The sequence below is a fragment of the Mesorhizobium sp. WSM4830 genome, assembly GCF_055811495.1.
Genome location: NZ_JBVVQI010000003.1, coordinates 194,377 through 207,686, shown reverse-complemented (window position 1 = coordinate 207,686; position 13,310 = coordinate 194,377). Strand labels below are relative to the sequence as shown.

Annotated in this window: 13 protein-coding genes and 1 tRNA gene; 10 read left to right on the top strand and 4 right to left on the bottom strand. The window is 60.3% G+C overall.

Translation table 11 applies throughout. The features are described 5' to 3' along the window. Nucleotides 1-189: 189 nt before the first annotated feature. Nucleotides 190-280 (bottom strand) — tRNA-Ser (locus AC0L2Y_RS05850). 449 nt (nt 281-729) lie between these two features. Between AC0L2Y_RS05850 and AC0L2Y_RS05845 the strand changes: the two genes are divergently transcribed. Next, nucleotides 730-1,881, top strand: a complete 1,152-nt coding sequence (locus AC0L2Y_RS05845) for a porin (protein ID WP_352471037.1) — start codon at nt 730-732, stop codon at nt 1,879-1,881. A 266-nt stretch (nt 1,882-2,147) separates the two neighbouring features. On the opposite strand, the gene AC0L2Y_RS05840 is transcribed toward AC0L2Y_RS05845, so the two are convergent. Together AC0L2Y_RS05840 and AC0L2Y_RS05835 are read right to left on the bottom strand one after the other, a co-directional pair. Then, complete coding sequence (locus AC0L2Y_RS05840; protein ID WP_473554518.1) at nt 2,148-3,800, bottom strand: tetratricopeptide repeat-containing sulfotransferase family protein; 1,653 nt, start codon at nt 3,798-3,800, stop codon at nt 2,148-2,150. 63 nt (nt 3,801-3,863) lie between these two features. Next, nucleotides 3,864-5,516, bottom strand: coding sequence for a tetratricopeptide repeat-containing sulfotransferase family protein (locus AC0L2Y_RS05835; protein ID WP_473554515.1), 1,653 nt, complete (start codon nt 5,514-5,516; stop codon nt 3,864-3,866). Between the two features lie 121 nt (nt 5,517-5,637). Here AC0L2Y_RS05835 and AC0L2Y_RS05830 point away from each other — a divergent pair, with 121 nt between their 5' ends. From AC0L2Y_RS05830 to AC0L2Y_RS05815, 4 genes are all read left to right on the top strand, one after another. Then, nucleotides 5,638-6,744 (top strand): pyridoxal phosphate-dependent aminotransferase, encoded by a 1,107-nt coding sequence (locus AC0L2Y_RS05830; RefSeq protein WP_473554514.1) that lies wholly within the window; start codon nt 5,638-5,640, stop codon nt 6,742-6,744. Nucleotides 6,745-6,834: 90 nt separating this feature from the next. Further along, nucleotides 6,835-7,113 (top strand): acylphosphatase, encoded by a 279-nt coding sequence (locus tag AC0L2Y_RS05825; RefSeq protein ID WP_473554512.1) that lies wholly within the window; start codon nt 6,835-6,837, stop codon nt 7,111-7,113. Nucleotides 7,114-7,262: 149 nt separating this feature from the next. Beyond that, entirely contained in the window at nt 7,263-7,925 is a 663-nt protein-coding gene (locus tag AC0L2Y_RS05820) for a TetR/AcrR family transcriptional regulator (protein ID WP_473554509.1), read from the top strand. 48 nt (nt 7,926-7,973) lie between these two features. Beyond that, nucleotides 7,974-9,137, top strand: a complete 1,164-nt coding sequence (locus AC0L2Y_RS05815; protein WP_352490883.1) for an isovaleryl-CoA dehydrogenase — start codon at nt 7,974-7,976, stop codon at nt 9,135-9,137. A gap of 17 nt (nt 9,138-9,154) precedes the next feature. Here the strand turns inward: AC0L2Y_RS05815 and AC0L2Y_RS05810 are convergent, their stop codons facing one another. Further along, complete coding sequence (locus tag AC0L2Y_RS05810) at nt 9,155-9,568, bottom strand: hypothetical protein (protein ID WP_473554507.1); 414 nt, start codon at nt 9,566-9,568, stop codon at nt 9,155-9,157. Between the two features lie 236 nt (nt 9,569-9,804). Here AC0L2Y_RS05810 and AC0L2Y_RS05805 point away from each other — a divergent pair, with 236 nt between their 5' ends. From AC0L2Y_RS05805 to AC0L2Y_RS05785, 5 genes are all read left to right on the top strand, one after another. Further along, nucleotides 9,805-11,412: a carboxyl transferase domain-containing protein gene (locus AC0L2Y_RS05805; protein ID WP_473554505.1), complete on the top strand. Its 1,608-nt coding sequence runs from the start codon at nt 9,805-9,807 to the stop codon at nt 11,410-11,412. Nucleotide 11,413: 1 nt separating this feature from the next. After that, nucleotides 11,414-11,944, top strand: a complete 531-nt coding sequence (locus AC0L2Y_RS05800) for an O-acetyl-ADP-ribose deacetylase (RefSeq protein ID WP_473554503.1) — start codon at nt 11,414-11,416, stop codon at nt 11,942-11,944. An 80-nt stretch (nt 11,945-12,024) separates the two neighbouring features. Then, nucleotides 12,025-12,435: a hypothetical protein gene (locus AC0L2Y_RS05795; protein WP_473554500.1), complete on the top strand. Its 411-nt coding sequence runs from the start codon at nt 12,025-12,027 to the stop codon at nt 12,433-12,435. A 45-nt stretch (nt 12,436-12,480) separates the two neighbouring features. Continuing rightward, on the top strand, nt 12,481-12,855 hold the full coding sequence (locus tag AC0L2Y_RS05790) for a hypothetical protein (RefSeq protein WP_352490877.1): 375 nt from the start codon (nt 12,481-12,483) through the stop codon (nt 12,853-12,855). Nucleotides 12,856-12,885: 30 nt separating this feature from the next. Continuing rightward, on the top strand, nt 12,886-13,266 hold the full coding sequence (locus tag AC0L2Y_RS05785) for a hypothetical protein (RefSeq protein ID WP_352490876.1): 381 nt from the start codon (nt 12,886-12,888) through the stop codon (nt 13,264-13,266). Nucleotides 13,267-13,310: the final 44 nt, after the last annotated feature.

Genomic DNA, 13,310 nt, shown 5'->3' with positions numbered 1-13,310 from the left:
CTTCGCTACGGCTTCGGAGGGCATCCTGCTTCACGCGGAGAGGGTTTCGCTGGACTTGTCCTGCGAAGCGCGCAGCGGGGGTTTTCGGGGCTAGCGGCCCTCCTTCGCTACGGCTTCGGAGGGCATCCTGCTTCACGCGGAGAGGGTTTCGCTGGACTTGTCCTGCGAAGCGCGCAGCGCGAAGCAGGATGGCGGAGAGGATGGGATTCGAACCCACGAGAAGCTTTTGACCTCTACTCCCTTAGCAGGGGAGCGCCTTCGACCACTCGGCCACCTCTCCGTTGCGCCGGTGGATAAAGAAAAGCGCCGGCACAATCAACAAGCTGGCGCTATTATCCTTGAAAAATCGACCCTTCGCCAAAGCGCCGCCCCGCGATGTGGCGATTCTGCGGCAATTCCCTGGTTCGCGACTCGGGCCATGGTCACATTTCTGGCCGACCATCGCCGGAATCCACCGTTTGCAACGGCTTGCGAAGGGCTGTTGGTTAACGGGAGCTTTCGGAGTGAGGCCAAATCGTGTCATTTGTGCAACAACGCCGGGGTATAGCGCCAACACAAACCTTTTGCCGGTACGATCGTGGTTGAACGCCGCCGTCTCATGGGTAATGTCGGGTTTGAAGGAGCGGCGCGGTGCGCATCTTTTTCGGTAGTGGGGATGGGGCAGGGAACGCTGTCCTTCAGCAAAGAATACCCAGACCCGTTTTTTAACTTTTGACTGGAGGTCAGAAAATGAACATCAAGAGCCTGCTTCTCGGCTCCGCTGCGGCACTGATCGCAGTTTCCGGTGCGCGCGCCGCCGACGCCGTCGTCGTCGCCGAGCCGGAACCCGCTGAATACGTCAAGATCTGCGACGTCTACGGCGCTGGCTACTTCTACATCCCCGGCACCGAAACCTGCCTGCGCATCGGCGGCTATGTTCGCTATGACATCGGCATCGGCGACGTCGGCTCATTCGACGGTGCAAAGACCACCGATCAGCAGGACGGCGACTCGCAGGATACCTACTACAAGCACGCCCGCTTCACGCTGAAGACCTGGACCGGCCAGGAAACCGAGCTCGGCACCTTGAAGACCTACACCGAGACGCGCTTCAACTGGGGCAACCACAACGACTACCTTGATGACAACTTTAACGGCGGTACGAGCGTTTCGCTGAACTTTGCCTGGGTCCAGCTCGGTGGTCTACGCGTCGGTAAGGACGAATCGGCCTTCGATACCTTCATCGGCTACGCCGGCAATGTCATCCAGGATACGCTGGTCCCCTACGGCGGCTTCGACACCAATGTCGTCCAGTATTACTTCGATGCCGGAAACGGCTTCTCGGCCGTGGCTTCGTTGGAAACCGGGTCGGGCAGTGCCGCCGCGGATCCTGGCATTTTCCAGGACAGCAACAGCGGCAATGATTCCATCGACAGCTATGTCCCGTATGTCGTCGGCGGTATCAAATACACGCAGGGCTGGGGCTCAATCACCGGTGTCGCCGCCTATGACAGCACTTGGGAAGAGTGGGCCGGCAAGGTTCGCGTCGACGTTACACCGATACAGAACCTGACACTGTTCATCATGGCCGGCTACGGCTCTGACGACAACATCGACCGCAACTTCTACAAGCAGTGGGGCGGCAACTGGGCAGTCTGGGGTGGTGGCACCTACACCATCAACGAGAAGACCTCGTTCAATCTCCAGGCCTCGGCTGACGACGACAAAAACTACGGCGTCGCTGCGAACATTGCCTACGATATCGTTCCCGGTCTCACGATCACTGCCGAAGTCGATTGGGCCCGCGACGGCCAGTTTGACAAAGCCTACGATCGCAACTGGACCAATGCCGACGACAAGGACAGCGTCGGCGGGATGCTGCGCTTCCAGCGCTCATTCTAACAGTCCCAGCCTGATTTGAGATCGAACCCGGCGGGCCGACCGCCGGGTTTTTTCTTATGGGGACGCTGCCATCAACTCTCGATGTATGAATGCAGGCTACCGCTGAACATCGATCGCAGGGCTGAGCTGAGCTATTGCAATGCTCGCCTCGCCGCTTGTCGGACGTACAAGAAATGAAAACCTTGGCACGATCTGCGGTGCTGGCCTACAGGATCAAAGGATCCCGGCAGCAAGTCATGGTGAACCTCGGCCTGCCGAACACTTGTTCAAATCTCGGCCAGGTCGCCCAAGGCGTGAATCAGCGGCTGGATCGTGCTCTCGTACTTTTTCCAGCGTTTGACGGATGAATTATAGATCGGCTGCCGCACCTGCCAGCGGCTGGGAGTATTGACCGACCCGCTCCTCTCGAAAAAGCGCAAGCAGGCATCGTCCCAAGGCAAGCCGAGATGATCGATGAGACGGCGCGTTTGCGTCTCCTGATCCGCAACCAGCGTCTCATAGCGGCTTTCGAAAATACGTCCGGGAAAGACCTTGTCCCAGTGCCGCATCAAGCGATCATATTCGCGGTAGTACAGGCCGAGTGTCTCAAGGTCGGCGTTGTAGCCGTGGTCCTTGGTGAAATGCAAGACGAAGCAGGAGACGCAATTGTCGATAGCATCGCGCCGGCAATGAATGATGCGTGCGTTGGGAAAGAGAATTCCAATCACGCCGATAAACTCGAAGTTGTGCGGCATCTTGTCGACGATGCGGAGCGCGGCAGGCGCGTGCCGGCGCAGATAAGACAGGTATTCTTCGGCCAGTGCCCTCGACTGATCCCTCGTCATCGACATGATCGAACTGCGCAGGTCCTCATCCGACAGTGTCCTAAAGCCCATCGAGTTCGCGATTCGCCGCAGCTTCGTAAGCTCCCCGGCGCCATGGACATCCGGATGGCTCGCGCAGATCTGCTCGGTCAGCGTCGTCCCCGACCGGGGCATGCCCAGCACAAACACAGGCACTTCGGACGGACTGCCGTGGCCAGCCTTGGCTTCCAATAGTGACGGGCTGAATATCTCGATCATGGAATCGACGCTTCGGCGGTAGTACTCCAGGTCGAAATCGTGACCAGCGGCCTTTTTCGCCCTCTTGAAGTGATCCATCGCCTCTTCATAGCGCTGAAGATCGTTCAGCACTTTGCCTGCCGCGTGATGGAGCTGCGATGCAGCAACCGGTTCGAGCCTGGGATTGGAGAGTTCGCGCAGAATAGAATCGAGCTCGGCAGGTTTTTCGGTGAACTTTTGCGTGTCGACCAGGTAATTGTAGGCCGCCCCAACATCGACACGACGGTCTATTGCCTGGTCAAGATAGGCTCTGGCTTCGTCCATGCGGCCGAGGCTGGTGAGCGCACCAGCCAGACCAATCCGGACCATGGGATGGTCGCCGTTGATCTTCAGCGCCTTCTCGTAAAGGGGCAAAGCCATCTCGGCCTTGTCGAAGTTGACGTAGGCACGCGCCAGTCCGCAAAGCGCTTCCACCAGATCGGGCTTCAATTCGCAGGCGCGCTGCAAGTGCCTGATCGCAAGCAAGCTGTCGCCAAGCTTCAGACCGGCCTCTCCCAGGCTAAGGTGGAAATATGGATTTTGAGGCGTCTGGCTTACTGCCCGCGCAAAATATTTGAGAGCCAACTCATCGTCGACACCGAGCCCCAACGTGCCGAGGATGTAGAGCGAAAGCGGGTGGTTGGGCGTGCGCGCGAGAACGCGATGGCATAATTCCTCCGCCTCCGGGAGCCGCTTGGCTTGCTGAAGTTCGAGCGCCTGTCGCAGCAGCATGTCGTCAGCTTGCGCGCGCGAGGGCGATTTCACTTTCGACGGCTGCACTTTCGGCGCCGAACGGGACTTTATGTGTTTGGACCAAGCGGGCGGCAGTCGGTTGCTCATCATGTCTCGCTAGCAAAATGGTCCGGGAGAATCCAGCCTGACCGTTGCCGCCGGGCGTGGAACTCAGGCACCGGCGAGATCGCCGAGCGATTGGATCAGCGGCTGGATTGCGCTCTCATAGTTTTTCCAGCGCTTGACAGATGAACTGTAGATCGGCTGCCGGACTTGCCAGCGACTGGCCGTGTTGACCGATCCCTCCTTGTCGAAGAAGCGCAGGCAGGCATCGTCCCAGGGCAATCCAAGATAATCGATCAGACGGCGCGATTGTGCCTCCTGATCCGCAACCAGCGTCTCGTAGCGGTTTTCGAAGATGCGTCCTGGAAAAACCTTGTCCCAATGTCGCATCAGGCGATCATATTCACGGTAGTACAGCCCGAGCGTCTGCAGGTCGGCGATGTAGCTGTGTCCCTTGGAGAAATTCTGGAAAAAGCACGAGAGGCAATTGTCGATTGCGTCGCGGCGGCAGTGAATAATCCGCGCGTTGGGAAAGAGAAGGCCTATTAGACCGATCAGTTCGAAATTCTGGGGCATTTTGTCGACGACGCGAAGTGCGGTCGGCGCACGCTCATGAAGGTATGACAAATGCTCCTCGGCCAACCTTTTGGACACGTCAGGGGTGATCGGCACAATCGATTGGCCCAAGGCTCGTGACGGAACCTTCGTGAGGCCGATAGCATTTGCGGCTCGCCTTAGCTTGCTCAGTTCTCCTGCGCCGCGAACATCCGGGTGGCTCGCGCAAATCTGCTCGGTCAGGGTGGTCCCTGACCGGGGCATTCCCAATACAAACACGGGCACTTCCGATGGGCTTCCGTGACCCGCCTTGGCAGCCACCATGTCCGGGTTGAAGAGCTCGATCGTAGAGTCGACCCAGCGGCGATAGGCTTCCAGGTCAAACTTATAGCCTGCGGCCTGCTTGCCTTTCTTGAAATGATCTATCGCGTCTTCGTAGCGCCCAAGGTCGTTCAGCACCTTGCCGGCTGCGTGATGAAGTCTCATCGCACTTTCGGGGTCAAGTTTTGGGTAGCTCAGTTCGCGCAGGATGGACTTAAGTTCGGCCGGCTCTTCGGTGAATTTGCGCGTATGCACAAGCTCGCTATAGGCAGCGGGCATCGCGATGCGACGTTCGATCGCTTCTTTCAGATAGACTTCGGCTTCGTCCACGCGACCGAGACCGGTGAGTGCGCTGGCCAGTCCTGTCCGAACGCGAGGATGATCGCGGTTGATCTTGAGCGCTCTCTCGTAAACCGGCACAGCCATGTCAGCCTTGTCGAATTCGACGTAAGCGCGTCCCAATGCGCAAAGCGCTTCCAGCAAATCGGGCTTCAACTTCAAAGCTTGCTGAATATGCCTGATCGCGGGCGAATATTCGCTGACTTTTAGATAAACCTCACCCAGACTAAGGTTATAAAAGGGGTTTTGAGGCTCCTCGCCGACGGCTCGGGCCAAATATCGCAGGGCCATTTCATCGTCGAGCCCGACGAATAGGGTGCCCATGATATACAAAGCCAAGGGATGGTTGGGCGTCCGCTCCAGCACGCGACGGCACAGTTCCTCCGCTTCAGCCAACCGCCTGGCCTGCTGTAAGCCATACGCCTGTTTCAGCAGAGCATCGTCGGCCTGCGCGCGCGACGGCGGTTTCGCCTTCGGCGGTTCCACTTTCGGGGCCGAACGGGACTTTATGTGCTTGGACCAGGCGGGTGGCAGTCGGTTGCTCATCATGTCTCGCTAGCAAAATGGTCCGGGAGAATCCAGCCTGACCGTTGCCGCTGGCCGCGGAACTTGCGCAGGCTCAGCCGGCAGGCTAGCAAGAAGGCCCCTTTTTGAACGAGCCTTTGCCATGCGCCCTCCCCTTACGCCGCTCATCGACGCGCTTCCCTCCACGGTGCCGTTTGTCGGACCTGAGGCGCAGGAGCGCGACCGCGGCCGCGCCTTTCGCGCCCGCATCGGCGCCAATGAGAGCAGCTTTGGCCCTTCGCCGCGCGTCGTTGCCCGCATGGCCGAGATTGCCGGCGACATGTGGATGTATTGCGACCCCGACAATTACGATTTGAAGGTAGCCGTAGCCCGGCATCTCGGCGTCGGCGCCGAAAACGTCGTCATCGGCGAAGGCATAGACGGGCTGCTCAGCTTGGTTGGGCGCATGTATGTGGCGCCCGGCGACGCGGTGGTGACCTCGCTCGGCGCCTATCCGACCTTCAACTTTCATGTTGCCGGCGTCGGCGGCCGGCTGGTCGCAGTGCCCTACGAGAACGATCGGGAAAACCTCGACGGCCTGCTGGCGGCAGTGGCCAGGGAAAAGGCGCCACTGGTCTACCTGTCCAATCCGGACAATCCGATGGGCAGCTGGTGGGAAGCCGCCGAGCTTGGCCGCTTCATCGAGGCCTTGCCGGAGACCACAATGCTGGTGCTCGACGAAGCGTATGGCGAATTAGGGCCAGCCTCAGCGCTGCCGCCGATCGATGTGGCGCAGCCGAACGTCATCCGCATGCGCACCTTCTCCAAGGCCTATGGGCTGGCCGGCATACGCTGCGGCTATGCGGTGGCCGAGGCCCAGGTGATTCGCGATTTCGAAAAGATCCGCAATCATTACGGCGTCAGCCGCATGGCGCAGATCGCCGGTGTCGAGGCGCTTGCCGATCAGGCCTGGCTGGAGAGCGTGGTGGCGCGGGTCGCCGCCGGGCGCCGGCGCATCGCCGGAACAGCTGAGGCGAACGGGCTGAAGCCGCTGGCTTCGGCGACCAATTTCGTCACCATCGACTGCGGCCGCGACGGCGCTTTCGCGCTAAAAGTGCTGCAGGCGCTGTTGTCGCGCGACGTCTTCATCCGCAAGCCGATGGTGCCGGTGCTCGACCGCTGCATCCGCGTCAGCGTCGGCCTCGACCACGAACTCGACATCTTTGCCGAGGAACTGCCTGGCGCACTGGCAGCAGCGCGGGGGAATTGAAGCGCCTTCGCCCTATGTGGCTGACCGGCGGCAGCGCGGTTGAATTTGCACAGCGATGCGCCAGACTCGAGTCAGAGGATGGAGAGCGCGATGGCCGACCGGACGGTGCAAGTACGCATTTATGGCAAGGTGCAAGGCGTCAGCTACCGGGTTTGGGCGCGGCGCGAGGCGTCGGCGCTTGGCCTTGCCGGGTGGGTGCGCAACGAAGTTGACGGCTCGGTGACCGCCTTGATTGCAGGGACCGGTGCGGCGGTCTCGACAATGATCGAACGGCTTTGGCAAGGGCCGCCAGGGGCAGCGGTTTCGAAGGTCGATGTCGAGGAGATCGAGGCTCGCGACATGTCCCCGGGTTTCAGGATTGTTGCCTAGCAAGGCATGATCCCGCTCATTCGCTTCCATCGCATAAAATCTCCAGGGTGCAGATAGAGAAAACCTGAAGCCAATGCCCTGCCCGGACATGCCTCGGTCCTTGAATTAATTGAACGTTTGTTTTATTGTCTACAAAAAGGCGGCTTGTCATGGCGCGTACGACCGGTTCCGACGGAGAGAAGACCGAAGCTGCGGTCCGCGAGGCGGCGATCAGCCTGATTGCGCGTCTCGGCTACGAGGCGATGTCGATGCGCCAGCTGGCGGCCGAGGTTGGCGTGCAGGCAGCGGCGCTTTACCGCTACTTCCCGACCAAGCAGGACCTTCTGTTCACCCTGATGCGCGAGCATATGGAAGGCCTGATCGAGGCGTGGCGCGCAACACGCCCTGTCGGCGCCGATCCGTTAGCGCGGCTTGCCGCTTATGTCGAAAACCACATCACTTTCCATATCGAACGCCGCCACTCCACCCATGTCTCGAACATGGAGCTGCGCAGCCTGTCGCACGAAAAACTCACACAGATCCTGCGCATGCGCACGGCCTACGAGAAGGAGCTGCGCGCCATCCTGCGCGACGGCGTCGAAGCGGACTTGTTCAGCATCGAAGACACAGGGCTCACCGCGATGGCGCTGATCCAGATGATGACCGGCGTCATCGTCTGGTTCCGGCCGGGCGAACGGCTGTCGATCGCCGAAGTCACCGCTACATATCTAGCAATGACAATGCGCCTTGTTGGAGCAAAGACCGATGGCGCGTCAACGAGCCACGACGCCGCGCCCCTATTCGGGCGCGCAAAGGACGCTCTAGCAACTTGATTTCGCGCACGATCCCGATTTTCGGGATCGTGCGCCGGGAGGAACGGCATGTACACGCATACGCTCAACTTCGGGCTTGACGAAGACATCGAGGCACTGCGCGACCTGGTGCGGCGCTTTGCCCAGGAAAAGATCGCACCAATCGCCGCCGAAATCGACCGCTCGAACGAATTCCCGGCACATCTGTGGGCGGAGCTCGGCGGGCTTGGCCTGCTCGGCATCACCGCCGATCCCGATTTCGGCGGCAGCGGCATGGGCTACCTCGCCCATGTTGTCGCGATGGAGGAGATTTCGCGCGCCTCCGCCTCGGTCGGCCTCTCCTACGGTGCCCATTCCAACCTCTGCGTCAACCAGATCAACCGCTGGGCAACGCAGGCGCAGAAGGAAAAATATCTGCCTTCGCTCTGCAGCGGCGAGAAGGTCGGCGCACTGGCGATGTCGGAATCGGGTGCCGGCTCCGATGTCGTGTCGCTGCGCCTGCGCGCCGAAAAGCGCAACGACCGCTATGTGCTCAATGGCACCAAAATGTGGATCACCAACGGGCCGGATGCCGAGACGCTGGTCGTCTACGCCAAGACCGATCCGGAACTCCATTCGCGCGGCATCACCGCTTTCATCGTCGAAAAGGCCTTTGCCGGTTTTTCGGTGGCGCAAAAGCTCGACAAGCTCGGCATGCGCGGCTCAAACACCGGCGAGTTGGTGTTCGAGAATGTCGAAGTGCCGTTCGACAATGTGCTGCACGAGGAAGGGCGCGGCGTCGAGGTGCTGATGTCGGGCCTCGACTACGAACGCGCCGTGCTGGCCGGCGGCCCAATCGGGCTGATGGCGGCGTGCCTCGACGTGGCGATACCTTACGTGCATGAACGCAAGCAGTTCGGCCAGCCGATCGGCGAATTCCAGCTGGTGCAAGGCAAGCTGGCCGATATGTATGCGACGATGAACGCGGCGCGCGCTTACGTCTATGCCGTAGCCGCCGCCTGCGATCGCGGTGAGACGGCCCGCAAGGATGCTGCCGGCTGTATTCTCTTCGCCGCCGAAAAGGCGACCCTGATGGCGCTCGACGCCATCCAGCTTTTGGGTGGCAACGGCTACATCAACGATTACCCGACCGGCCGGCTGCTGCGCGACGCCAAGCTCTACGAGATCGGTGCCGGCACCAGCGAAATCCGTCGCTGGCTGATCGGGCGGGAAATCATCGCGGAGGGGGTGTGATGCTCCGCTCCCCCCTCTCAGACGAATGCCTTCGGCAGATCGGCGGTCGGCTTGGCAACAATCTGGTGCGCGTCGCGCCACAGAACCTCGCGCTGGTGCGAAGACGTAATCGACCGCACCGGCAAGCCGCCTTCTTCGATCAACCAGGCGCAATAGCGCGCCCGGCTGATCGCCTCTCTGGCGTCCGGATTGAACCAGCAGACGCCCCAGATGGAGTTGCGGCGCTTGAAATGCCGGCCAACTCTTCCCGGACTGGGCAGGTGGTGGTTGAACCAGTCGAACTGATCTTCCAGTTCACTTTGAATCCAGTTCGGGCAGCCGTTCCGGTACAGATACCAGGACGCCCGGAAGAAGCCGGTCTCCACACGGCTCGCCGGATGGATCAGCGGCGTGACAAACCGCACATACATGATGACACCCGCGGTGCTCACGCGAACCGCGTTCCTCTTGCTCAAATTCGGGATGTGGAAGGCCGCCCTTCGGCGGCGTCAGGCCATGGCCGAAGGGAGACATCTTGCGAAATGCATGTACATGCCTTTCATCGCTGCCTCCTGAGAGTGTCATTGACGCCGGACCGAACTATGCGGAGCTTGGCACGCGACGGTAGGGGCCGGCTGATATACTGATTGCCTAGCGGCATCAAGGATTTTTAGGAAACGATAGAGCAATGGCCCCGCTGCAAACCCAGATCTCGCCCGCCTCCGACGCCTTCCACGCCAATGCCGAGCGCATGCGGGCGCTGGTCGCCGACATCGCTGAAAAAGCTGCCGCCATCGAGCGCGGTGGCTCGGAGGAAGCGCGTGAACGGCACGTCTCGCGCGGCAAGCTCCTGCCGCGGCAACGCCTCGCCCAATTGCTCGATACCGGCTCGCCCTTCCTCGAGATCGGCCAGTTCACCGCTTGGTCGATGTATGGCGAGGACGTCCCTTCGGCCGGCCTCATCGCCGGCATCGGGCGCGTCGAAGGCACCGAAGTGATGGTCGTCGTAAACGACGCCACGGTGAAGGGCGGCACCTATTATCCGCTGACGGTGAAGAAGCATCTGCGTGCACAGGAGATCGCGCTACAGAACAATCTGCCTTGCGTCTATCTGGTCGACAGCGGCGGCGCCAATCTGCCCAACCAGGACGAGGTGTTTCCCGACCGCGATCATTTCGGCCGTATCTTCTACAACCAGGCCAACATGTCGGCTGCCGGCATTCCGCAGATCGCCTGCGTCATGGGTTCGTGCACGGCCGGCGGCGCCTATGTGCCTGCGATGTCGGACGAGACAATCATGGTGCGCAACCAGGCAACCATCTTTCTCGGCGGGCCGCCGCTGGTGAAGGCGGCCACCGGCGAGGACGTCACCGCCGAGGACCTCGGTGGCGCCGACGTGCACACAAGGCTTTCCGGCGTTGCCGACCATTATGCGCTCGATGACGAGCATGCGCTGGCCATATGCCGGCGTATCGTCAAAAACCTGAATCGGAACAAGAATGTAAGCCTGGCCTTGCAGAAATCGATTCCGCCGCTTCACGATCCACATGAACTCTACGGCATCGTGCCTACGGATCTGCGCCAGCCTTACGACGTGCGCGAGGTGATCGCCCGCATCGTCGACGGCTCCGAGTTCGATGAGTTCAAGCAGAATTACGGCGCCACGCTGGTCACCGGCTTCGCTCACCTCAGCGGCATGCCGGTCGGCATCGTCGCCAACAACGGCGTGCTGTTTTCGGAAAGCGCGCTGAAGGGCGCGCACTTCATCGAGTTGTGCTGCCAGCGCAGGGTGCCGCTGATTTTCCTGCAGAACATCACCGGCTTCATGGTCGGGCGAAAATACGAGGCCGGCGGCATCGCCAAGGACGGCGCCAAGCTGGTGATGGCGGTCGCCACCGCCAAGGTGCCGAAAGTAACGATGATCATCGGCGGCTCCTTCGGCGCCGGCAATTACGGCATGTGCGGACGCGCCTATTCACCACGCTTCCTGTGGATGTGGCCGAATGCCCGCATTTCGGTGATGGGCGGCGAGCAGGCGGCAACGGTGCTGGCCGTCGTCAAGCGCGAAGGCATCGAGCGCAAGGGCGGCGAATGGAGCGCCGAGGAGGAAGCGAAATTCAAGAAGCCGATCCTGATGAAGTACGAGCACGAAGGCCACCCGCTCTATTCGTCGGCAAGGCTCTGGGACGACGGCATCATCGACCCGGCCAAGACCCGCGAGGTGCTGGCGCTCAGCCTTTCGGCCGCGCTCAACGCCGAGATCGAGGAGACACGCTTCGGCGTGTTCAGGATGTGAGATGAGCGAAATCGGCCGAAGGATTCGCATTCAAACCGGCGACATCACGAAGCTGGCGGTCGATGCCATCGTCAACGCCGCCAATACTTCGCTCCTGGGAGGTGGCGGTGTGGATGGCGCCATTCACCGCGCGGCCGGTCCCGAGCTTGAATTCGAATGCCGGATGCTAAATGGCTGCAAGGTCGGAGACGCAAAGATCACCAAGGGCTACAAGCTGCCCGCGCGCTACATCATCCATACGGTCGGGCCGGTCTGGCAAGGCGGCAGCAAAGGAGAAGCCGAACTGCTCGCCTCCTGCTATCGCAGGTCGCTCGAAATCGCCGCCGCAAAGGACTGCCGGACGATGGCGTTTCCAGCGATCTCGACCGGGGCCTACCGTTATCCGAAGGATCAGGCGACGCAAATTGCTGTCGGTACCGTGAGCGCCTTCATCGGCCAGAACATCGTTCCGGAAACCGTCATTTTCTGCTGCTTCGACGAGCCGACGGCCGAATTGTATCAGCGGGTCGTTGCTGCACTCGGCAGGGTGTGACCCTGCGCCGGCGGCACCCGTCCACATCTCCATAACTATTTTTTGCTTCTTGATCTGGCCAGACGAAAGAATCGCGGCTATTGATCATCGCAAATACCAATGGGGATTGGGCGAAGATGAGACGGCGGGTTTCTCAGAGAACAACTGTGCAGATACTTGCGGGGTTGCTTATATTAGCGACGCCTGGCGTCGGTGCAGCGGAGTCGCTCGCTGGGAAAGTCGGCGATAAGCGTTCCTTCGTGTATCTCCCTCAGCAAGGCTCGGAAGGCAATTGCAGGCAGGCCTACAATGCCTATGTGGCTGCGGCCGGACATTCCGCCTACGCATCAACCATCACTGGAGCAAGGGTCCTGTATTTCGTCTGCGGCGTGCACATTAACGCACCGTCCCAGATGGCTGCCGAAGCGCTCGCGCTTAAGTCATGCGAAGTCGGTCGCAAGAAGTTCAAAGTGGACATGGTCGGCGGCTGCGGCGTAGTCGCTTCCAAGTAGCTTTCGGCAGCAATGGGCCGGATAGAAATGGGGAATAGGGCGAAGATGAGACTTCAGCTTTTTCAGAAAACAACTTTATCCATATTTGCAGGATTGCTCGTGTTAACGGCGCCCGGCATCGCAGCAGCGGAGTCGTTGGCGGGAAGCAAGGGCGAGACCCGTTTCTATCCCTATTTGCCGCAGAACCCGAAGGATGAATGTACCAGGGCCTACAAGGCCTATGTAGCGGCCGGCGGCCATTCAGCCTATGCAACCACCCCGTATTCCCGGGTGCGTTCGCTGTACATCATCTGCGGCTCGCGCTTGAATGCACCGTCACAGCAAGCTGCCGAAGAGTTGGCGTTGAAATCCTGTCAGGCCACCCGCAACAGTTACAGGGTTACAACAGGTGGGGGCTGCGAAATCGCTGCCTCTAAATAAGCGAATATCTACAGTATTGGGGTTTCTCAAATGGGCTGGGCAATGAAATCTTTATCCATCAGGCGAACAACCATATCGGTACTTGCACTGCTTATGGCCTCTGCACCGAATGTCGGCGCCGCCGAATCGCTGGCGGGAAGCAAGGGCGACAGCCGTTTTCCGGTCTATTTTGCACCGGGTACAATCGGAGGCTGCGGCAAAAATTACAAGGACTACGTGGCGGCTGGCGGTCACTCGGCTTATGCGATGACGCCATTCAACTGGGCAACCGAATTCACTATTTGCGGTGCTTATCTGAATGCACCATCCCAGAAGGCTGCTGAAGCACTGGCGTTGAAGTCCTGCCAGTCCGCGCGCAGCAAGTACAAGGTCACGACTGCAGGGGCCTGCGCCGTAGCTGCCTCCAAATAGGCCGACACTCGGCCGGCCTTCAACGTTTCCAATGGGTGGGAAAA